This window comes from Staphylococcus gallinarum (assembly GCF_000875895.1).
GTDB lineage: Bacteria > Bacillota > Bacilli > Staphylococcales > Staphylococcaceae > Staphylococcus > Staphylococcus gallinarum.
Genome location: NZ_JXCF01000003.1, coordinates 165,304 through 188,255, shown reverse-complemented (window position 1 = coordinate 188,255; position 22,952 = coordinate 165,304). Strand labels below are relative to the sequence as shown.

Here is a 22,952-nt window from a genome sequence, read left to right as displayed (position 1 = left end):
TGTATAGATAGCTAAGTGCGTACCATTATACAAGCGTCAATCGTGCCTCTTTTTATTATTAATCTGTTAAACTATCTACGATGATCATTTCGTCATAGTTTATCGCTTCCCTAATTTTTAATGCTGTCGCTTCACTCACTTCTTCTTCTTCAATCAATTGATTTAGAATTCGGCGTTGTTCCTTTAAAGCGACTAACTTAATTTTAGTTATTGAGTTTTCATTTTTAGGATTAAAGAAGTTCGATGGTGTTAAGTTATCAGTTCGTAGTAAATAACTATCACATACCATACCTACTTCTAATTTATTATCCTCTGTCGTTTCCTTTGCTAATCTACTAACGACTCTATAATGTACTGTTCTCATCACATTAGAAATTTCTCTTAAATTGTCTACAACTGATAATGATGATGCAGCATTCGTTTTAACTTTATTTTTGATTCGACGTTTTAAAATCATCGCTCTCAACTCCACTTTAATACGTTGTATTAATGAAGCTTGTTTATAAACTTGTGTACGTTCTGAGTAGCGCATATAGTTGTCTAAAACATTGGTAGTGATGTCTCCATTTTCTACTAACCCATTCAATGTTTCATTCTCTACGTCGAATGCAATTTTTTGTAATCTTTGTAGTTCTTTTGTATTTTCATCTTCATTTTCTACCGTTCTAATAAAGGCAAGTTTATCGTGATAATCCTTGATTACATTACCATACTGGAAGCTTGAATCCACCGTAGACATTTGATTTAAACTATCTATTACCTTTTCTAAAATAAATACACGGGCCTGCTTAAAGTTCATTCCTTTAATCTTCGGCGATTCCGCATTTGGCGTTGCAAATGGCAATATCAATTGGGCCACAATTAAACTAATTAAGACCATTCCAGATGCTACAAATAATAAATCATCTCTAAACGCAAATGAATGGTGATTCGCCAACATGTACGGTAATGTCAGTGCGATTGCTAATGAAATTGTTCCATGTACACCACATAAAGTCATAATAAAGGCATACATACTACGCTTAGGCGGTGCTTCTGTAGATTTTTCTTCATCTTGATTATAGGAAATCATTTTTTGGAAGGGACTAACTGGTAAATAAAAATAAGGATATAACACGAACACCCATAAAAATCTAAACAGATAAATCGCTAATGCGACTAAGAACGTCACCACGATTAAAAATACCAAGTTATGCGGTTCATTTTCTATAATTCTTCCGACAACTTCTGGTACTAAAAATCCTAAGATAGTAAACACAAATCCATTTAATGCATAACCTAGGATATTCCATGTATGGTTATAACTCATTTGCAAACGCGTACGTGCTTGTGCAATTCTATCTCTTTCAAACCCATGAACGAGACCTGCTACAACTGCTGCAATAATGCCTGAAGCGTGGAACATTTCGGCAACCAAATAAGTTACAAATGGTGTGACGAGTTGAATAAATGTAAACATGTTAATATTTTCAATACCACGTCGTGTAAGTGTAACTCTAAATCGTACTAATGCAACACCGATAATGATTCCGACAATAAATCCACCAATGGAAGAAATTAAAAATTGAGCAATTGCATTAGTAACAGAAAATGCACCCGTAACCAGTGCTGCTACAGCAATTTTAAAAGATATGATACCCGCTGCATCATTTAACAAAGATTCACCTTCTAAAATTGTCATAGACCCCTTCGGTAAGACTTTCCCATTTGTAATAGCTTGTACAGCTACGGCATCAGTAGGACATAAGATGGCTGCTAGTGCGAATGCTGCCGCCATAGGTAGATCCGGCCAAATCCAGTGGATAAATAAACCTACTACGATTACCGTTGTAACTACTAAACCTAATGCCATCATCAGTACGGGTTTAATATAACGTCTCAAGTGCACCCTTGAAACCTTAACCCCTTCCACAAATAGCAATGGTGCAATTAATGCAACCATAAACAGTTCCGTGTCAAATTGAAATTCTACTGGTATCGGTGTGACATATAAAAGCATTCCCAAAATGATTTGAATGAAGGCAAGTGGTACCTTTGGAAGAAATGTATGTACAAATGAACTAGCGATAACAAGTGCTAAAAAGATAAGTATCGTTTCAAATATTTGCAAGGTTTCACCTCTTTTCTATTTGAGATTTACTGTTCATAATTGTTGAGGTTGAAACATAAAATCAATTTTCCCGTGAATTAATTACATGTATTATTCATAGTTAATAACCGATGAATAAGCGCTTCTTGATTCACCTTGTGATTAATATTTTCAAAATTAACACAATTACAAATATATATTATTTTATCATTTTTTTGCTCATTGCTTAAATGTATTGCACTCATTTTGTAATATTTCCTTTACAAAGCGATTTAATCTTTTAAAATTAGTCTACTTACTCAGATATATGACAATACTATTTAACTATATATAAAATAAACTGCGTATCGATCAATATATTGTTAAACGTTTTATCCTAAATATAATCCACAGTTAATAAACACCATGCGCTCAATACCCGTATCTAAATTTCAAATTGACCATTTCATATAAATATAGACGTAAAAAAACAGAGCTAGCCCAATATCATGGCTTAGCCCTGTCTCTCGTGAATCACACATTATATGATTAAAAATCATGTTCCTGTTCATAAGTTTTACGTCTTTTTGCTTCTCGTGCTTCTGCACGTTTTTTTAGTTGTTCAAAGGTATTATTCTCACTACCACTTAATAATATACTCGACTGCCTAGGTGCATCACTTTTCCTATACATATAAGCTCCAGTACGATATGCCGCACGTGAGATTAAGTGACCACCTACTGGCGCAGTCAAATTAATAAATACAAGTGCAAGTATCATCCTAACACTGAGATAACCTTGTGACGAGATAAAATATATAATGACTCCAACAAGTGTTAAGAGTACAGACAATGTTGAACTTTTAGTTGAAGCATGACTACGTAAGAATACATCTTGGAACTTAATTAAACCTATTGCACTGATAAGTGCGATAATACTTCCTAGAAACATCATAAAGGCGGCAATTAAGTTAATAATTTCGCTTGTTATTTGCATTAAACACATGACCCCCTTCTATAAATCTAGAAATAGAGACTGAGCTTACAAATGAAATAATAGCTATAAGTAAAATCGAATCTAAGAATGAAAACGTTCCAAATATAATACTCAGTACACCAACTACAGACATCAAGATGGCACTAGCCGTATCAAATGCCACAACTCTATCTGCAGTGGTTGGTCCCTTAATAATTCTGAATAAGGTAAGTAACAGTGCAATACCAAATATAATAAGTGAACTCGTTATAAAAAAGTTTATAAGTGTATTGATCATTCTGTCACCTCCAAGATAAGCCCCTCGTACTGCTGGATACTTTTTAATAATTTTTTCTTTTCTTTTTCAGAAACATCTATCGCATGAATAAAGAACTTTTGTTTCTTCTTAGAAATTCTAATCACCGTGGAACCAGGTGTAATGATAATTAGAATTGTTAAGAAGGAAACTTCCCAATCACTAGCTAACTTTGTTTCGTACGTAACTAAACCTGGATTCATTTCTTTTGTTTTAAATAATATATAGTTAATTGTTGTCATACTCGATGTGATTAATTGATATAAATACACTGCTAAAAATTTAATAGCAACCCATACTTTTCTCAAGTAGAATTGTTGTCCGAAAAAGCGATGTAAAATATATATAACGATTAATCCAATGAGATAACCTGCAAAGAAAGTTGAAATCTTAAATGATTCTTCGTCTTGAAATAGTACCCATAAAAAGGCGATAACAATATTTAGTACGACTTGTCTCATTTTTCAACCTCCTTTTTAAGGTTAGGGTTAACTGATTTTTCGTAATGACCATCGTCCATGTTTAAATGTGTAGCATTTTCTGTGACTTGGAAAATCACAGGTGCCGCGATACCCATAGCTAACACTACGGCCACTAATATGCCAATCAATCCCTTTCTATAACCTGGAATCTCTTTAAATTCCACTTCTTCACCTGTTTTATCGTTACCGAGATACATTGTAAAAAATACTCTAAATAAGCTAAACATAGCTATGAGACTCGTTAATATCATCAATGTTAAACCAATGTAATTCCCATTTTCTATTGCACCTTTAAAAATAAACAATTTACCTGGAAAACCACTAAACGGTGGCACACCACCAATTGCTAATATCATAACAATAAACGCGACACCAAAGAATGGCTGTTTCTTCGCTAAACCTGTTAAATATTTATAGTGACGATAACCTGTAATATAAACAAGACTACCTATAATAAAGAAGAGTAATGTTTTAACTACAATATCATTTGCAAGATAAAATATTGCACCATTCACTCCTGCAAAGGTCTGCGTACCTAAACCAAAAATAATAAATCCAATTGATAAGATAACTTGGTATGCTGCTATCTTTTTAATATCTCTATAAGCCAACACACCGAATGCACCAATAATCATCGTAATGCACGCTAAAAATACGAATAATGGATGCGTAATCGACTCATGTTCATCGAAGATTAACGTAAAGAAACGAATTAACGCATACGCCCCAACCTTAGTCATTAGTGAAGCAAACAATGCTGCAAGTTCCGTATTTAATACTGCATAAGCCTTAGGTAACCACATAAATAATACCAATGCTGCCTTAGCACCAAATGCAACTAAAAATACCATTGAAATAATAACGATTGAACTTTCATCTTTCATCGTTTCCAATCTTGATGCAACAAGCGCAAAATTTAATGTCCCCGTTAACTTATAAAGCATACCAATACCAATTAAGAGTAACCAAGAGCCAATAATATTCAATACGACATATATAATTGCTGCACGTAATTGCTCAACCGATTGTCCAAGTGTTATCAATACAAAGGATGCTAGCAGCATAACTTCAAACATCACATAAACATTAAATAAATCAGCAGTTAGAAAAGAACCGATAACGCCAACAGTTAAAAATAAAATAAAACTAGGTAAGTAATAACGAATTGCTCTTTTTTCTGCTCTACCAAATCCATAAGCCATAATAAGCGTTACAACAAAGCTCGAAACAGTAACCATTAATAAGCTTAATGAATCGCCAACAAATTGAATACCAAATGGGGCCTGCCAACCACCAAAATCTAATTTAATTGGGCCATGTACCATTACTGAAATTAACAACATCAATGAAATAATTGTCGTTAATGCCATCGTTCCAATTGAGAAAATGCGTGACAATCTACTTTGTGTACGTATAAATACCAGTAATAATGCACATACAGCTGGTAACAATAATGGGAATATTAGTAAATTACTCATCGTTGTCATCATCTCCTCTCAGTACATCTATTTCATCTTCTTTCGTTACACGATATGTTCTATACACGAGTACTAAGAGAAAGGCTGTCATCGCGAAGCCAATAACTATGGCAGTTAACACAATAGCTTGCAATAATGGATCGACGAACGCTTTACTACCATCACCGATTAACGGCTCTACCATATCTTTGCCATATTTACCCATACTCATAATGATTAAGTTACCAGCATGTGTGTAGATTGAAATTCCGATTACAATTCTGATTAAATTGACTGATAATATCATATACGTTCCAATAAATATTAAAAAGCCAATAACTAATAGTAAGATAAGATTCATGAGCGACCACCACTAATAGATAACATAACAGTGACCACAACACCGACTACTGCTAACACAATCCCCGCTTCAAATACAGTAATTGTCGTTAGATGTACCTCTCCTAAAATAGGTAACGTCACGTATGCCTCAGCTTGGTAAAGGAACGGTTTACCAAAAAACATGGGTATAATCGCCATCGTAAATGACACTAATGAACCAATTATCATCAATATTCTAAAATCTATCGGCAATGATACTAATACTTGCTTAACATCGAACGCTAGGAACATCAATAAGAATGCCGAACTAAAAATCAAGCCACCAATAAAGCCTCCACCTGGATTATTATGACCTGCTAAAAACAGATAAAACCCAAATGTTAATAAGATAAAGACTACAATTTTCGTGACTGTACGTAATACCACATCATTCTCTTTCATCTTGTCCCCTCCGATCTTTAAAGTTAAGTAATGTATAAATGCCTAAACCAGCGATAATTAATACGAGACCTTCAAATAATGTATCCAGCGCTCTAAAGTCTCCAAGTATAGCATTAACAATATTTTTGCCACCTGTCAGTTTATACGCATCATGATAAAATGTTGAAATCGTAGGCATCGCGTTACTTTGTTGTGCAATAAACACTAATGTAACTACAATAATCGCCATTAATAATGATACGACGATTTTGACAGCTTCACGCTTCTTATGAACTTTCGTTCTAGGTACGTTAGGCAACCTTGAAAAGCTCACAATAAATAGAATTGTAGTAATCGTCTCAACCACTAATTGTGTCAACGCTAAATCTGGTGCCTTCATTAAGATAAAGAATATCGTTACACAATAACCAATAATACCATTTAGGATAACCATCGTTAGTCGCTGCCTGATAAATGTCAAAGCAATACCTAGTACAAAAACTACGATAAGTGTAATAACCTCTAATGGACCAAACTCACTGACATGAATTTGATGTACCTTAGGAAATCCTGCCTGAATAATGCCATACGTAACAATCATAATAAAGATAATTAATGTAATTGTGATATAGTGATTTAATCTATTGTTCATCAACGAGCGAATACTATATCCTGAATAATATTCAAATTGTTTATATGTACCTAGGTACATGTCAGATATAGATGTTGCTTTAATTTGCTGTGTGTGCTTTTTCCAATCAATCTTCAATGCTGCTGTAATACCTACTATAAATACAATTACGCTTAAAATTAAAGGCAAATTCACACCATGCCATTGAGAAATATGTGGCGCCAATTGATCTGCTTTACTACCAATTGAAATATTTCTAAATGCAGGTAATATAATGTAGTGCGCAAATAGATTTGGTACGAAAAAGATAATAGGCAATAAGAGCATCATAATTAATGAGGGTACTGTAAATAAGAATGGCTCATGAACATGTTGTTTAGGTAACTGAGCCTTGGAGTAATCTCCCCAGAACACTTCTTTAATCATGTAAACCGCATAAATCAAAGTAAATATACTTGCCACAACACCAACTGCATCTAACAATAATGTGAGCCATATATTAAATTGAGTTAATTCGTGTGCGCTAACTAACCCTTCAAAAAACATTTCCTTACTGAGGAAACCATTTAAAAATGGTATCCCTCCCATTGCTAAAGCCGAAACTAACATCACTACGTGTGTAATTGGTAATACCTTACGCAAACCTGAAAGCTTTCGTATATCACGCGTACCTGTCTCATGATCAATAATACCTACACCCATAAACAATGCGCCTTTGTACAATGCGTGATTCATCAAGTGAAATAACGCGCCAAATAACACTAAACTATATACCTTTGCCATTTCGCCAGTGGGCTGTTGAACAACACCCCCACCAATACCTACCATTGAAACAATCATACCGAGTTGACTAATTGTAGAATATGCCAAGATACCCTTTAAGTCGAACTGACGTATAGCATTAATCGCACCAAAAATCATGGTGATTAATCCTACAAATGTTACACAATAAATATAAAAATCACTTAATCCTAAAATAGGCGTAAATCTAAATAGCAAGAAAATACCTGCTTTAACCATTGTGGCAGAATGTAGATATGCACTCACCGGTGTTGGTGCTACCATAGCTTTAGGTAGCCAAATATGAAATGGAAACTGCGCAGATTTTGTAAAAGCCCCAATCAATAACATAATAATAATCGGTATAAATAACGGACTATTTGCAATGCTATGACTATCATTAATTATGTCAGTAATGGTATTTGAACCCGTAACGGTATATATCATTATGAAACCTGTCAGCATTGCCAAACCACCGAGCACCGTAATCATAAATGATTGTAGTGCGCCAAATTGACTATCTCGGTTACCATACCAATATGCGATAAGCAAGAATGAAGAAACACTTGTTAATTCCCAAAATACATACAGTAAAATAGTATTATTTGCAGTAACTACACCCAACATACTAATCATGAATAATAATAAATATATATAAAAACGGGGTAAATCATCATGATCTTTAGACATATAGCGTGTAGCATAATAAAATACTGCCACTCCAATTAGTGATATTAACAAACTGAAGAATAGACTTAAGCCATCTAATCTAAAGTCAATATTGATATCTAAAGATGGCAACCATGGTAACCTAATCGCTACATAATGCCCAGCAAATACACTCGGAATTTGCCATAAAAAATATAATGCTGAAACAATCGGTGCTATCATTACAATTGTGCCAGATACATTTTGTAACTTCTGGTGCGTGTATGTAAATAACAACAATATCATCAGCACAATTAATACACTGAATAGAATAACTAAACTCATACGGTCCCTCCTTCATCTCTATTTATAAAGTTAATGCGATCGTGGTATTGCTTTTCTTAGTCGATATACCGATAAATTTCATTGTCTCAAAGGTCGTTTGATGACCTAAATATTTTTGAATAATTGAAATAGAAATACCTGATTGATAAGCATGATAAGCAAATGTCTTTCGTAGCGTTGTCAATCCAATATGCAACATGCCCAACTCATCTGCTGCTGCATGAATAATTCGATACGCCTGTTGTCTCGATAAACCTTTCAGTGTTCTATTAGATTGAAATAATAATTCATCATCTTGTATATTATGTGTTTCAATATAGTGCGATAATTCTCGTCTAAGCACTTCAGGTAAACGGATATGGATATTTGGTGCATGGTCTTCTAACCAATACATTTTTATATCCTCCTGCTCACTTCTTACATCTGCCACACTCAGATTTAACAATGACGATAGTTTAATTCCTGTATGGATTGCAAATTTAAATAGTAAGTAATCTCTATCTGATTTGTGCTTTAACACTTCATACATTGCCTTTATCTCTTTAATATCCCTTATCGGATCAACTTGATTCATATAGCCACCTCTATCACTAATAAATGTTTCATATTTAATGATATATGATATTTAAGTAACATTAAAGTTTTTTTACTTAATTTTTTAAAAAAATTTTGACCAATTCCCTGTGACAGTTCGATATATAGAGTGAAAGGAGGTTCACAACCATGAACAATATAAACCAATTAGCTCTAAACATGGCACGCACTTTGTACGATAAAGATGGCAAAGCTAAGATTGTTAAACGGCACTTTTCAAATTTAAATACTGCTGCAACGAACGAACAATTATTAGCCTTTAAAACGATTATCGAACAAATCACTGGGGAACGTTTCGATTCACTCGAAGTTATTAAAACAGAAGCAATTAAATAAGGAGGTTACAAGCAATGACACAAACATTAGAATTGGTATTTAACGACGCTGTAAATAAAGCGATAAAGATTCAATTACCTAATATCGAACGTTTTGTTAACGAATCTGCAGTTAAAGAAGGCATGAAAAAGATACTCGATTTGGACTTACTTCGTCCTAAGGCAGGTATCCCAACTAAAGTGGCTTCAGCACATATCATCGACAAAACAACTAAAGTTATTTTTGATAATTAATCGTTATCAATACAACACAAAAATATAATAAGTTATAGCATATTATAGGTAATGAGTGGCTAAGTAGGATGCATAATCTTGTTAATAATCAACCCAACATTTAATATAGTAGAAATTGAAATATATGATGTTATATATTAATGAACGAACAAGATAAACTACTTAGCCATTTTTTATTAACAAAGCAGCTACCGAACGCTATATAACTTAACTATAAAGTACCTAGTTCTTCAATTATATAAAAACATAACACCATTGATTCTTTCATCGGTACCTTTCCTTGCTATAACCATAAAAAACCACTTTGACTAAAGGAATATTTAATGTATCCTCCATATCAAAGTGGCTTATTTATTCTAAAAATATAACAGTGCTATATTAATGCATATGCGGCAATTTTTACTACGCTATATTTTTTTAACTATTCATATTTATATTTTTATAAACTTTCATCTACAGGTGCTTCACTATTATTATTTATAGGTCTCAGTCTAACAGTATCACCAAAAAAGATTTTTTTCTTTCCTAGTTTTTTACAAAGCGTATACTGATCAAAAACATCAATAACTTGAGCTAAGTTTTTATATGAGCGTTTGGGATTTAGTACTTCTATAAATTGTTGCTGCTTAATCCCGTCATTAATACCAGCATCAACAAAAAATGTTTCTTCGTCTAACAGACGAATAATTGATAATTGTTTCAATATAATTTTCCACCAATTCCACTAATCTCAATCATGATAAATATATGAAGTTTTTGGTTACATTACTTTACTAATTGATAACTTTACATTTATCAGTTGTTTAAAACATAAAAAATAACTAACGCCATTCTATAACATTTTTTGTATTGTGTACATGAATGTAGTGATAAATTATATAATTCTTATCTGAAATATAAAGATATGAAATCTAACTACTTTGCTATATAATGATAAAGATAACTTTATAAGAAAGAGTGATTTTATGTTTCTTTTATATATCGTCGGAATTATAGCTGGAATGGTGGTCCCATTTCAAACTTCTATTAACTCAAGACTCAGCATTTACACGAAATCTTCATTTTATGCATCTACTATCTCTTTTGGTACTGGCACAATCTTTTTAATTATTATCAACCTTATTGTGAATCCACACGTTTTCACTTTAGCTTTTTACGATAATCAATCTCTAAGTTATGTTTGGTATGTGGGTGGTATGTTAGGGGTCATCTTCCTCACTGGAAACTTAGTTTTATTACCACGGTTAGGCGCTTCATTAACTGTTGTGATGACTGTAGCAGGACAAATCATAATGGGTGTCCTTATCGATACATTTGGTTGGTTTGGTGCAGAACATGAACCTTTCACACTATTTAAAGTATTAGGTGTAATATTATTGATATTCGGAATTATTTTAATGAACTACGTTCGGAATACCAATAATACAAGTAAAACACATCCTACATTTTATATTTGGATTATCGTTGGCTTTATTTTTGGATTTTGTCCCCCAATACAAACTGCAATTAACAGCGCACTAGGACAACAAATTCACTCTTCAGTAATGGCAGCCCTTGTATCATTTACAGTTGGAACTATTGTACTGTTCATTCTTACACTAATCTTTAACCGAAGCTTAAAATTAACTACATATGACAATAAACAAGGTAAATTGAAACCATTATATTTTATTGGCGGTACATTAGGTGTCATCTTTGTAACAACGAATATCATACTTATGCCCCATTTAGGTGCAGCATTAACTACAATTATTGGTATGCTCGGTCAAATGTTAATGGGTATTATTATCGATCACTTTGGCTTACTTGGAACAAATAAAAATAGAATAACACCTCGCAAAGTTATTGGTATTGTCTCAATTATGATAGGTATTATATTGTTACGTCTTTTCTAATACTTACTCATATGTAAACAACTAGCAGCCTACAACACATATTAAATTATCGTGTTGTAGGCTGCTTTATTTTGTCTAATATCCACTAACCTTCAGTTGTGGCATTTGAACTAAACCACATATACATAGCAACAGAACATATTTATAAACTAAATATTTATCAAATATGTTCACAATTTATAAACCACTTATTTGGTATCGAAATAGCCTCCACAAAATTAATTGTACTTTTATATTTTTAGGGTTATATTACATAAAATTTTTAGGAATTTAGTATATATTTACTTCCCAAAACTCCTCCTTTGCGTTAGCATATTAAAGGGTATTTTCTTAATTATAATAATTAAAATTTAAAAAATAACAATATGTAATGAGCAACTTGTTATAAATCGAAGAATTAAAAAATTTATTAAACGGGTTATTATTTAAGGAAATATGGGTAATAAAAATTATGTATAAACTTTTTCAATAGTAAATTCATTGGTTTTTCTTTTGAATTATTGGCACAATGCGGTCTAAATTTCAGATGTGTACATTATAATTGATTAGCATTATAAAATTTAAATTATTTTTGTTTCAAATTTATCAAATGACGATAAATTGAAATATAACAGAATAAATTTAATTTACACTAATGGTTTGGAAATAATTGTATTAATAACAGAAAACATTAATGTAACGCTTAAACAGATTTTTGTTTACTTTCTATTTTTATTTAGTTATAATAAACTAAATAAAAGAGGGTTTATTATATATTATCCAAATATAATAAAGCAATAAATTATGATAACCCTTTGAATTTAACTTTGAATTAAGACAGATAATTATACAAAAACAAATTTAATATGTATACTAAATTGGGCATTTAAAACTAGGGAGGAAATTAGGATGGCTATCACAAAAATCAATGATTGTTTTGAATTATTGGCAATGGTAACATATGCTGATAAATTAAAAGGTATTATCAAGAAGGAATTCTCAGTAAGTTTCGAGGAATTCGCTGTATTAACATATATTAGTGAGCATGAAAGTGAAGAATATTATTTAAAAGATATTATCAATCACTTAAACTATAAACAACCACAAGTTGTTAAAGCAGTTAAAAACTTATCACAAGAAGATTATTTTGATAAAAAGCGTAACGAACACGATGAAAGAACTGTTTTAATTTTAGTTAACACTAAACAACGTAAAAAAATTAATGAATTATTATCACGTGTAAACCAACGTATTAAAGAAGCTAACGACGATAACGAAGTATAAATCGCTACAGACTTAAACCCTAAAAACCAGTAAATGATTTTATAGTCATTTACTGGTTTTTTATTTATAATACTACCTTACTTCTCTAGTACACTAATTCAATCTTGCGCTTCAATTGATATCTTGAATGCCTTAGGAATGCCCTCAAAATATTTCGCAAAATTTAAAAGAGGGCCAATCCATTCAACATGGTTTAGCCCTCTTTATATTTAACACCAAATTATTTTAATTATTCATTCTTACTTTTACTTTAAAAAGTAAGTACTATTTCTATTATTAAGTTAATAAGACTTTATTTTTGAAATTCTAGCGAGCCAACAAAATTTAAATAAACATTTAGAAAATGGTTAGGTTCCTCTATGTGCGGCGCATGTCCAGATTGTTCAAATTTGAAAGTTTTTAATGATTTAAATGCCCCACGATATTGTTCAAAATTTTCCATTTCTACTAAAGGATCATATATACCATTAACAATTAAAGTTGGTACATTTACTTTTTGAATAATAATTTCTTCATTTAGTACTGGGAAGTTCAATAAAGCTCTTGTAGCTATAGCACTTGCTTCAGGTGATTGCCTGCTATAAATCAATTGATTTTGAAACCATTTTTTCGCTTTTTCTTGCTTTTTGTATAAATACGGGAATAAGATGATCAAAGCCTCTGACTTATCAAAACCTTCTATTTCGTCTTGATGTTCGACCATTAATTTGTTTAATCCATGTACACTTTGTATTAAATTAGACGCTATTAATGTCAAAGATCTAACTTTGCATTCATATTTATTAGTAAATTGTTTGGCGATGACGCCTCCCATATCATGCCCTATGAGATGCGCTGAATTTATTTCTAGCTTGTCCATCAAACATTTTAAATCCTCAACATGATCATCTAAGTGAAATGAAGTTGGTTTAGATGATTTGCCATGACCTCTCACATCATAAATAATGACATCATATTTATCTTTCAATTCATCTTTCAGACTATACAATGATGCCATATTACTATCTAGTCCATGAATTAAGATAACAGGAAAACCACGACCCTCACGGATGTATGCAATCTCGGTGTTAAAACTCGTCTCTATTTTTTTCATCATGGGTCACCTCCCTTTACAAATGTAATATACCCGAATTTGCTGTGCTCTACGCTACATTTCCAATTAATAATATTGTATTTTTCTACAATTCGATAGTTATTAAAGTGCATAAAAAAGCCTCTTTAAGCTATTTGTGTCTTTATACACTGACACCTTAAAGAGGCCTTTCTTTACCTTTACGATAATTCAATTTCTAGATGATATACGTATCGTATAATAAATAATTACTATTAGTAATAATACCCAGATAACTATTGAAGCTATTTGTGCAATGCTTGCACTACTTATCATTGCATCAATGGTTTTTTGACAAAATAATAAGCCTATGCCAGTAAATTCTAATCGTCTAAAATATATACCACAAATACTAAATATGATTCCTACAAAAAACATAAATTGGTGGGCATACATTGATACTGCCACAATACCTAAGTTTAAATCTAGTGCATGTACAATAACTAAGAAAAATGAAATACCTGCTATACCAATTCCTATTATCCGTTCAAATTTATTGCTATATAGATAGTTCTTCCAACCAATTCTTAAATAAATAAAGATAGATATTGGTAAGATGACTAGACAGTAAAAGATGGATAAACCTGAAGCAGCTTGGAAAGTCACATAATGTTTATCATATAAGTATGAAAGTAAAATAAAATTCACAATAAAAAATACGATTGGATTTAACTGTAATGTAAATAAATTTCGTTGGATTGTTAAGATAATTTCTGCTGGCGACTTACTTCTATACTCAATATAATCTTGATCTTGAGCTTCTGATTTATGAAAATCCCTTTTTAATTTATCTTTGATATCGTCAATGAGATTTGGAGATAGACCTTTATGAGTGAAGTAATCATTTATGTTTTCTAATAATACTTTGTCATTAACTCGCATGAAATACTCCTTTAGTAAATTTTAACAGTTGCTTAACAGTTCATATTTCTATGACGCTTGTTTATTCTAATACACTTTTAATATATTATCTCTCATATTAATACATTTTAACAATTAAATAACCGACAAGCATTAAATACACACTTGCCGGTTATGCTATAACTTTAAACATTAAAACATATTATTCACTAATATCAATTCGATATAATTTAATGTTCTTATCACTTGGAGATGAAGAACTGAATTGGTAAGATACGTCATTATCTTGAACGTATCCAAAGTTACCAGTTACATTATTGTAATGTTCACGCGTAATGGCACTACTACTTACTTCGTTCTTTACAGCTTTATATGTTGGACCAGAAGTATCGTTATAACTCATTGAAATACGTGTGATTTCACCTTGATTCTTCTTACCATTTGCTGTTACAACTAATACACCATCATCAAGTTTGAACTCGTAATAATGTTCTTTATTGTCAGTACTATGTGAATAAATCGGTTTGCTATTGTTCTTTAATACAGTTTGAATTGAGTCACCTAGTTTAGCACCTTCTAAAGTTGTATCTCCTTGTTGTAATTGTTTAACATTTTGGATAGTGTTACCAGAAGCTGCTGACGCACTTCCTGCACTTACCCCAGAAAACGCCAAACCTGAAACTAATGCCGCTATTAATATCTTTTTCATAGCATTTCTCTCCTTTATTACGTTTTCCGTATTTTTATTGTACTATAAACATTACTAAATTAACAGTAATGTTACAATATTATTACAGAGAAATTATTTTTGTAATTCGGAAGCACTAGAAAACACTACATTCTACACCTATCGTATCATTTATCTCACACAATGGTAATTCTTTTTTACAAATGATTTTACCTCAGCTATAAATTTAGCTTTCTCCTCAATGAATGGATAAAGACCTGATTCAGCAAATACTTCAAACAGAGAACCTGCAATCATGTCACTAACCTCTTTAGCTTCGAGTACCGTCGTTCTTTCACCGTGTTTGCCGACTATTATTTGTGTCGGGACATCCATTTTATCTAAATAATACATAATATTATTATCATTAAATGAACGTCGTACTGCTGATAATTCTGCTTTTGTAGCCATATCATTGGTATTTTCAACTTGCTTTAAAAACTTTTTAACTTTAAATTTTGAATGATATAAATGCTTTGCAAAGAATTTTTGTTGTTCATCTTTATCCCAACTGCGAATCTTATAGGCGTATTTTTTAAATAAACGTTCTGATGGATCCATATCATTGAGTAATGTTGGATTAACTAAAGTTAATGCACTAACCATTTCTGGATGCTCGGCTGCAAACCCAACCGCAATCGACGCTCCCATCTCGTGTCCTATCAACGCGCATTGATCCACATATAAATAATCTAATAATGCTTTAATATCTTCAATATAATCTGTAAAAGCAATGTCTAATGGTTTATCTGAATAGCCATGACCACGTAAATCTACTAAAATGACTTGATAATCTGAATTAAATTTATCTTCAATCGGATGAAACACAGATAAATTATCAAATGATGTATGCAACATCACAAAGACTTTACCTTCACCACTAGAACTATAGTTTAATGCTACACCATCATTTGTTTTAAATAATTTCATTTTCTAATTCCCCTTCTTTCCAATAGGCAAAATAGACAATAATTCTTCTAATGTCGTAATTGTATAGTCAACTTCTTCAGGTAAAGGTTCTAACTCTGCATCTTCTTCTTTAAACCATACACTGACCATACCCATAGCACGAGCTGGTGCAACATCATTTAAAGGATCATCGCCTACATACATGGTTTCTTCAGGCTTTGTACCTAACTGTTCTAATATACTTTCAAAAATTTTAGGATGTGGCTTTCTATAACCTACTGTCTCTGAGGTCGTCAAATAGTTTATTGCATCCTCAATACCTAAGGCATGGAGTCTAAATTGTTTAATTTTTGACTTTCCATTTGCAATGACTCCAGTTAAATAACCATAATTCGATAATTTTTCTAACGTATACAACGTATCATAATATGGAAATACATAACGATAGAAGTGCATTTCAAAGTCATTAAACAAATCTTTCCAAGTGAGTCGGTCGACATGAAAGTCTTTAATTAATGCCTTATAAAGCTCTGGCTTATCATGGTCTTCGTCATCATCCAGTTCGATAAATTTTTTACGAAAATCGGCAAGTTGAATGCGTACGAGATAATCATGAAATCGTTCATATTGTTCTTCTATAAATTTATCTCTTGATTTTTTTCTATCTAAGAGTGTCCCTTCCAAATCAAATACGATTGCTTTTATTTCTGTTAAGTCCATTTTCATACCCTCTTTAATTCAAACATTTCATAAAATTGATCATTCATTTAATTAATTATCTTTTTGTTTGCCAAGTACCCCATTTTCACATAATTACTCGTTCAAGCGTGGCTCAGTTACCATAATGTAAAACAACACTGGAATACCAAGTAATGCAAGGACAATACTAGCTGGTATTTGATAAGGATTAATAACAATACTCCCTAGCCAATCGGCAATAACCATAACCGTGCCACCAATTAGCATGTTTAACATAAAATGTTGTCCTAAATTAAACTGTTTATAATGGCGACGCACTAGTTGGGGAATGACCATACCAATAAAGCCTATCACACCAACATATGCCACAATAACGGCAGTCACAATTGAAGCGAGAATCAATACACTATATGTTACTAAACGTACATGTAAACCAAGTGATTGCGCCCTCAACTCTCCTAGTTGTAATATTTTTATACTTGAAATCATACTTAATAATATACTAATAGCTATCACCAAAACAATAGCAATATAGATTACTTTATAATATTCTGCCGATGCAAAGCCACCGAACATATAATTGACAATGCTATTTAACTTTTTAGGGTTAAATTCAATTAATAAATACAGTAATGCATTAAACAATGCTCCAATCATAATACCCGATAATATTAATGTGCGTACCGGATATCCTCGCGACATTACGGCCGTTAAGCTAAGTACGATTGCTAATGTTATTAAACTACTGATTATTGACATTAAAGGTATCCAAATCAATGACATTCCTAACGCCACTGCGAAACCTGACCCCAATGTTGCACCACTTGCTAAACCTAACGTATAACTATCCGCAAGTGGGTTATTTAATAACGTTTGGAACATATGTCCTGCGATTGTTAAGCCTATACCTGCAAGAACAGCTTCTAACATTCTAGGTATCCGAACTTCTAATAAAATCGTTTGTGTAAGACTATGGTTAATTGAGGTTAAGCCCCACAACAAACTCAGTGTGATAGTGAGACATAACATAAACATCCATATCATCACAATTTTATAATATTTCATAATTGTTGCCACGCTTTCAGTTTGTTTTATCAAATTAACCTTATCATCTGTTGTTATTTATCTCTATGATTAATTATAAATATCATTTTTTGATTGCAACCACAAGATCCATTTTCAGTTAACCAAGACTATAAATAATCGTTTCTATGATGTTGATAAATAGATAAAGCACACGCTTAATATCGATAATAATGTTCAATTGATGAATTATAAAAAATACAGCAGTTTCCAAATTACAACTCAGAAACTACTGTATCAAATATATTATTTATTGTAGATTGCTTCTTTCAATTCCTTTAAACCATCGTCTAAACGTGGCCCCGGTCTAGAAATTTCGTCTCCATTGACCGCCTTTAATTTATCATTTTTCACTGCGTTAATCTTATCAAAACCGCCTCGTTGTTTCACCTGTTTGGCATAAGTTTTTTCTGTTTCTCCCATTGTTGAAATCATTATATCTGGATTCTTTTTAATTATGTCTTCTTTACTAACCTTTTGCCAACCATTTACATCCTCAAAACTATTTTTCGCATGTAGTGTTTTTAGCATATCATTGAAGAACGTATGATTTCCTGATGTATAAATCTCAGGTTCTGACGAAACTTCCATAAAGACTTTTTGTGATTTAGCATCCTTTGGTACAGAATCTTTAATCTTTTTAATATTTTGCTTCGTTTCCTTTACCAATACATTTGCTTGCTTCTCTTTTCCGGTTACTTTCCCGATTTGTTTGAAGGTATCATACATTTCAGATATTGATTGTGCGTCTTTAACATAAACAACTTTAACACCGCTCTTTGACAGTGATTTCAATACATCACCAGCAGTAGATTTCTGTGATTCATGCGCTAGAATCAAGTCAGGGTTAGCCTTTAATAACGCCTCTTTGTTTAACTTCATAGCGTCGAATTGTTTTTTATCTTTTACTGCCTTTGGGTAGTCATCTACAGTAGATACACCGATAACCTTTTTACCTAAACCAAGTTCGTAAAGCGTTTCAGTATTACTTGGCATCAAAGAAATAATTCTGTTATATTTTGCTTTTTCTGCATGTTCTGTTTCATTTTGACCTGTACTACAAGCCGTTAACAAGACAACAAATATAGCAACAAGAGAAATAAATTTAATAGACTTGTTCATGATTGTGCTCCTAATTAATATTTTGCTTTAATTTTATCAAAAATATCACTATTTTATAATATTATTTGACAAAATATTTTTCTAAAAATTGAAAATCGCCATTATTTTTACTATTGAAATATGCTTTACCAAAATTATCTAATAGTGCGTGTAATTCATTGGCATCTTGGTTCGTAAAGTCCTGAGGTAAATCTATTTTCTGTTTTAATTTGTGATATCGTTCTGTTCCACTATAACCCAACTTGCTAAATATTCTACGTGTATAACTATCTGGTATAAACTCAATACCATCAAAGACATACACCATTAGTACATCAGCTGTTTCTTCACCTATACCTTTCAATTCAAGTAGAGACTTTCTCAGTTGTTTACCATAATGTGCTTGAATGCCTGCATAATCAAAGTCAAAGCGATTTAACCAAGTCAATATTGTTAAAATTGTTTGTGCCTTAGCCTTATAAAAGCCGCTCGATTTAATCAATAATTGCAAGTCTTCTAACTTGGTATTTAATATCTGATGGGGTTCCAATTCCGTATTTTCAGTTAAACTTTCTAGTGCATAAGCCGCATTTCTCCAATTCGTATTTTGTACTAAAATTGCACCTAAGATGATTTCGATTTTCGAATCTGCTGGCCACCAATTTTGAGGACCCATATGTTGTAACAATATTCGATATAACTGATTAACCTCTAGCAATGATTTTCCCTCCAAACAAAAAGAGTGCCACGAACTCATTTGAAGTTCACTCAATAGATACTCATATCCATTGATGAACCAAAGTTTCGCGCACTCTGTGCTCTTCATTAAAAGAATTGATTTATAATTTCATTACATTGATTCAGGTGCAGTAACACCAACTAAGTTCAATGCATTATGCAATGTTATCTTAACTGCATCAATAAGTGCTATATGCGCTTTTGTCTTTTCAGTATCGTCAGTTAATACCTTTTCAGCGTTATAGAATCTATGGAAATGTGCTGCCAAATCTTGAATATAATTTGTAATACGATGTGGCGCACGTTGCTCTGCTGCACTTTGAATTGCTGATTCAAATTCAGCTACTTTCTTCAATAGTTCAAATGCCTTTTCATTATTGATCAATTTGAAGTTCACATCTGTCGATGGCGTAATGCCTCTTTCTGCTGCTTGTTTCAATATTGAACAAATTCTAGCATGAGCGTATTGTGCATAATAAACTGGATTATCTTGGGATTCTTGCTTTGCTAATTCCATATCAAAGTCGAAATGAGTATCTGGACTACGCATTGTTAAGAAGTATCTCGCAGCATCGACTCCGACTTCATCCATAATTTCACGTAAAGTAATTGCATTACCTGTACGTTTACTCATCTTAACTTCTTCACCATCTTGCATTAAACGAACCATTTGCATAATTTGAATTTCTAATCGGTTACTATCAACACCAAATGTTTCTAGTGAGGCTTTCAAACGATTAATATAACCATGGTGATCAGCACCGAATAAGTTAATTAAAATATCATTTCCACGCTCAATCTTGTCAAAATGATAAGCAATATCTGGTAAGAAATAAGTATAATTGCCATCTTTTTTAATTAACACACGATCTTTATCATCTTTAAAATCTGTTGTACGCAACCACGTAGCACCGTCTTCTTCATACGTATAACCAAGTTCCGTCATTTTCTCTAACACTGCATCGATTTCACCTTTTTCATAAAGTGAAGTCTCACTAAACCAATTGTCATAATGCGTATTGAAGTCTGCTAAATCCTTACGTAACTTCGTCATTTCATAATCTACACCTAATTGTCTAAAGGTCTTAATACGTTCATCTTGGGACAAGTCTTTAAGTTCTGGTTGCTTTTCAGCTAAATCTTTACCAATATTGATGATATCTTTACCATGGTAACCATCTTCAGGCATTGAGACTGTGTTGTCACCTAACGCTTCAAAGTAACGTGCTTCAATTGAGCGCGCTAAATTTGTAATTTGATTACCTGCGTCATTAATATAATATTCACGTGTCACATTAAAGCCAGCTGCAGTTAAGATATTTGCTAATGTATCACCTACAGCAGCATTACGTGCATGTCCGATATGTAAATCACCTGTAGGATTTGCAGAAACATATTCTAACAGGACATTTTTACCGTTTGGTGTATCAGTATAACCAAATTCATCACCTTTTTGGATGGCTTGTACAATAATTTCAGTTAGATATGCATTATCTAAGTAAAAGTTAATAAAACCAGGACCTGCAATGTCGACTTTTTCAACATTAGCTGCTGTCGTATCTAAATTATCTACGATTGCTTGAGCAATTTCTCGAGGATTACGTTTCGCAATTTTAGTCAGTACCATCGCGATATTCGATGAGTAATCTCCATTTTTATTATCTTTAGGAATTTCTATTTTAATTTCTGGAATTTGCTCTGCGTCCGCCAATTGCGCTTTTTGAATACTATTATTAATTTCATCGATTAATGTCTGTTTCACTTGTTCAATGATATTCATTTCGCTATCTCCTTGTATATTATTTCATATTGATACGTTCCCATTTTTTCTTCATCTTGTATTAAATCATAATGTACCTTCAATTTACCACCATCTGCTGTGACAAACTGTATAATTGAATGCGTTCTTACAGTTAGTGGAATTCGACCACCAGTGATTTCATAGAGTGTTATCGTGTCTTCACCTTCAACAAAATGGAGATTCATCTTGATATCACCTTTGCGAATAATCTTAACACCACTATCTTCTATCTTAACTGTGACTTGTACTTGTGCCTCATCAATTTGTTCATTATAACGTATAAATTCTGCATTCCTTTTTTGCCATGAACCTTGAGTAGAATGGGAAAATTTTTCTTTGTTCCCGTGTTGTTTAACGACTTGTTTCGTCTGAATATTCACATTGTTTTCCAACGGATGATTCACCCTACTTTTTAAAATAATACACACTATTATAGCATATTTAATTTGTCGGTTACAGTTCGTATGACATTTTATCAACGTCAATTATCCTTTACCACTATGATGTATATGGTTACCTATATAAAAAAGGAATCAAACGATATAAAGTTTGATTCCTGATAAATTTAAATATGTTATTGTAAAGCCTCATGTAACGCTTTATCTGAATTATTCCACATATCCTGATCATGTTCCATTAAAAATGCTTTAAGCACCGCTTTATTTTCCTCACCAATATGGTCAATTTCGATTTGACGTTTCATTGACTTATCCATCATATTGACATGCTCTGGCATACTTTTATAACCTCGACGAATTGATTTATTAACTAAGAGATAACAAGCCGTCAAGCCTGCATAATAGGGGCCGTTTTCTCCTCGTTCTGTAGTTACCCAACAAAGCCAATATTCTTTCGCTTCATCACCTTCTACAGCAGCTTTATCATCAATCCATTTCACACCCTTTTCAACACTTGCTCGTGCATGCATGCCGCCAATATCTATAAAAGCATCTTTATTCTCAACATCAATAAAGACTGGCGCTATATTATCTAAACTAATGGACCCAATATTCGTACCTTTATGACCGTCTAGTGGATCATTCTTAACAATGTTAAATTTAAAGCCCTTTTTATCTGCCACCAGAAAGTACCTCCTATCCTTCATTACTATTATTCAAATTATTTATTATACATAAG

The 22,952-nt window shown here is 32.3% G+C and carries 25 protein-coding genes; 4 read left to right on the top strand and 21 right to left on the bottom strand.

Annotation, left to right across the window (positions count from 1 at the left end; genetic code table 11):
• Positions 1-58: 58 nt before the first annotated feature.
• The 9 genes from SH09_RS02850 to SH09_RS02810 all read right to left on the bottom strand — a co-directional run bounded on the left by SH09_RS02850 (position 59) and on the right by SH09_RS02810 (position 9,038).
• A complete protein-coding gene (locus tag SH09_RS02850) occupies positions 59-2,110 on the bottom strand; it encodes a cation:proton antiporter (protein ID WP_042738110.1) in 2,052 nt (683 codons plus the stop codon).
• Positions 2,111-2,617: 507 nt separating this feature from the next.
• Positions 2,618-3,064 carry a Na+/H+ antiporter subunit G gene (locus SH09_RS02845; protein WP_042738109.1) on the bottom strand — a complete coding sequence of 149 codons (447 nt, stop codon included), beginning with the start codon at positions 3,062-3,064 and terminating at the stop codon, positions 2,618-2,620.
• The gene (mnhF2, locus tag SH09_RS02840) at positions 3,039-3,341 is read right to left on the bottom strand and encodes a Na+/H+ antiporter Mnh2 subunit F (protein ID WP_042738108.1); all 303 of its coding nucleotides are present in this window, start codon (positions 3,339-3,341) and stop codon (positions 3,039-3,041) included. The genes SH09_RS02845 and mnhF2 overlap by 26 nt, the downstream gene beginning before the upstream one ends.
• Entirely contained in the window at positions 3,338-3,820 is a 483-nt protein-coding gene (gene mnhE2 / locus SH09_RS02835; RefSeq protein ID WP_042738107.1) for a Na+/H+ antiporter Mnh2 subunit E, read from the bottom strand. Before mnhE2 ends, mnhF2 begins: the two co-directional genes overlap by 4 nt.
• Positions 3,817-5,319: a Na+/H+ antiporter Mnh2 subunit D gene (mnhD2, locus tag SH09_RS02830; RefSeq protein WP_042738106.1), complete on the bottom strand. Its 1,503-nt coding sequence runs from the start codon at positions 5,317-5,319 to the stop codon at positions 3,817-3,819. Before mnhD2 ends, mnhE2 begins: the two co-directional genes overlap by 4 nt.
• Positions 5,312-5,659 (bottom strand): Na+/H+ antiporter Mnh2 subunit C, encoded by a 348-nt coding sequence (mnhC2, locus tag SH09_RS02825; RefSeq protein WP_042738105.1) that lies wholly within the window; start codon positions 5,657-5,659, stop codon positions 5,312-5,314. Before mnhC2 ends, mnhD2 begins: the two co-directional genes overlap by 8 nt.
• Positions 5,656-6,081 carry a Na+/H+ antiporter Mnh2 subunit B gene (mnhB2, locus tag SH09_RS02820; protein ID WP_042738104.1) on the bottom strand — a complete coding sequence of 142 codons (426 nt, stop codon included), beginning with the start codon at positions 6,079-6,081 and terminating at the stop codon, positions 5,656-5,658. The genes mnhC2 and mnhB2 overlap by 4 nt, the downstream gene beginning before the upstream one ends.
• Complete coding sequence (locus SH09_RS02815; RefSeq protein ID WP_042738103.1) at positions 6,068-8,464, bottom strand: DUF4040 family protein; 2,397 nt, start codon at positions 8,462-8,464, stop codon at positions 6,068-6,070. Before SH09_RS02815 ends, mnhB2 begins: the two co-directional genes overlap by 14 nt.
• A gap of 22 nt (positions 8,465-8,486) precedes the next feature.
• Positions 8,487-9,038 carry a tyrosine-type recombinase/integrase gene (locus SH09_RS02810; RefSeq protein WP_042738102.1) on the bottom strand — a complete coding sequence of 184 codons (552 nt, stop codon included), beginning with the start codon at positions 9,036-9,038 and terminating at the stop codon, positions 8,487-8,489.
• 149 nt (positions 9,039-9,187) lie between these two features.
• Here SH09_RS02810 and sroA point away from each other — a divergent pair, with 149 nt between their 5' ends.
• Together sroA and SH09_RS02800 are read left to right on the top strand one after the other, a co-directional pair.
• Entirely contained in the window at positions 9,188-9,394 is a 207-nt protein-coding gene (sroA, locus tag SH09_RS02805; RefSeq protein WP_042738101.1) for a sigS mRNA-stabilizing protein SroA, read from the top strand.
• A gap of 14 nt (positions 9,395-9,408) precedes the next feature.
• Entirely contained in the window at positions 9,409-9,627 is a 219-nt protein-coding gene (locus tag SH09_RS02800) for a DUF2922 domain-containing protein (protein WP_042738100.1), read from the top strand.
• A gap of 439 nt (positions 9,628-10,066) precedes the next feature.
• Here the strand turns inward: SH09_RS02800 and SH09_RS02795 are convergent, their stop codons facing one another.
• A complete protein-coding gene (locus SH09_RS02795; RefSeq protein WP_042738099.1) occupies positions 10,067-10,330 on the bottom strand; it encodes a hypothetical protein in 264 nt (87 codons plus the stop codon).
• 262 nt (positions 10,331-10,592) lie between these two features.
• On the opposite strand from SH09_RS02795, the gene SH09_RS02790 reads away from it, so the two are divergent.
• Complete coding sequence (locus SH09_RS02790; protein WP_042738098.1) at positions 10,593-11,522, top strand: DMT family transporter; 930 nt, start codon at positions 10,593-10,595, stop codon at positions 11,520-11,522.
• Positions 11,523-12,410: 888 nt separating this feature from the next.
• A complete protein-coding gene (gene sarA / locus SH09_RS02785; protein WP_042738097.1) occupies positions 12,411-12,785 on the top strand; it encodes a global transcriptional regulator SarA in 375 nt (124 codons plus the stop codon).
• Positions 12,786-13,077: 292 nt separating this feature from the next.
• On the opposite strand, the gene SH09_RS02780 is transcribed toward sarA, so the two are convergent.
• The 11 genes from SH09_RS02780 to SH09_RS02730 form a co-directional block, all read right to left on the bottom strand.
• On the bottom strand, positions 13,078-13,878 hold the full coding sequence (locus SH09_RS02780; RefSeq protein WP_042738260.1) for an alpha/beta fold hydrolase: 801 nt from the start codon (positions 13,876-13,878) through the stop codon (positions 13,078-13,080).
• Between the two features lie 189 nt (positions 13,879-14,067).
• Positions 14,068-14,778 (bottom strand): hypothetical protein, encoded by a 711-nt coding sequence (locus SH09_RS02775; protein WP_042738096.1) that lies wholly within the window; start codon positions 14,776-14,778, stop codon positions 14,068-14,070.
• A gap of 181 nt (positions 14,779-14,959) precedes the next feature.
• Positions 14,960-15,466 (bottom strand): SA0570 family protein, encoded by a 507-nt coding sequence (locus SH09_RS02770; protein ID WP_042738095.1) that lies wholly within the window; start codon positions 15,464-15,466, stop codon positions 14,960-14,962.
• 150 nt (positions 15,467-15,616) lie between these two features.
• A complete protein-coding gene (locus tag SH09_RS02765; protein WP_042738094.1) occupies positions 15,617-16,414 on the bottom strand; it encodes an alpha/beta fold hydrolase in 798 nt (265 codons plus the stop codon).
• A 3-nt stretch (positions 16,415-16,417) separates the two neighbouring features.
• On the bottom strand, positions 16,418-17,113 hold the full coding sequence (locus tag SH09_RS02760) for an HAD family hydrolase (protein WP_042738093.1): 696 nt from the start codon (positions 17,111-17,113) through the stop codon (positions 16,418-16,420).
• Positions 17,114-17,206: 93 nt separating this feature from the next.
• The gene (locus SH09_RS02755; RefSeq protein WP_042738259.1) at positions 17,207-18,157 is read right to left on the bottom strand and encodes a FecCD family ABC transporter permease; all 951 of its coding nucleotides are present in this window, start codon (positions 18,155-18,157) and stop codon (positions 17,207-17,209) included.
• 264 nt (positions 18,158-18,421) lie between these two features.
• Positions 18,422-19,297, bottom strand: a complete 876-nt coding sequence (locus SH09_RS02750; protein WP_042738092.1) for an ABC transporter substrate-binding protein — start codon at positions 19,295-19,297, stop codon at positions 18,422-18,424.
• A 61-nt stretch (positions 19,298-19,358) separates the two neighbouring features.
• Complete coding sequence (locus SH09_RS02745; RefSeq protein WP_042738091.1) at positions 19,359-19,994, bottom strand: endonuclease III domain-containing protein; 636 nt, start codon at positions 19,992-19,994, stop codon at positions 19,359-19,361.
• A gap of 132 nt (positions 19,995-20,126) precedes the next feature.
• On the bottom strand, positions 20,127-21,794 hold the full coding sequence (gene argS, locus SH09_RS02740; protein WP_042738090.1) for an arginine--tRNA ligase: 1,668 nt from the start codon (positions 21,792-21,794) through the stop codon (positions 20,127-20,129).
• On the bottom strand, positions 21,791-22,207 hold the full coding sequence (locus SH09_RS02735; protein WP_042738089.1) for a YwiB family protein: 417 nt from the start codon (positions 22,205-22,207) through the stop codon (positions 21,791-21,793). The genes argS and SH09_RS02735 overlap by 4 nt, the downstream gene beginning before the upstream one ends.
• Positions 22,208-22,389: 182 nt before the next feature.
• Positions 22,390-22,920, bottom strand: coding sequence for a YwhD family protein (locus SH09_RS02730; protein WP_119198813.1), 531 nt, complete (start codon positions 22,918-22,920; stop codon positions 22,390-22,392).
• Between the last annotated feature and the right edge of the window lie 32 nt (positions 22,921-22,952).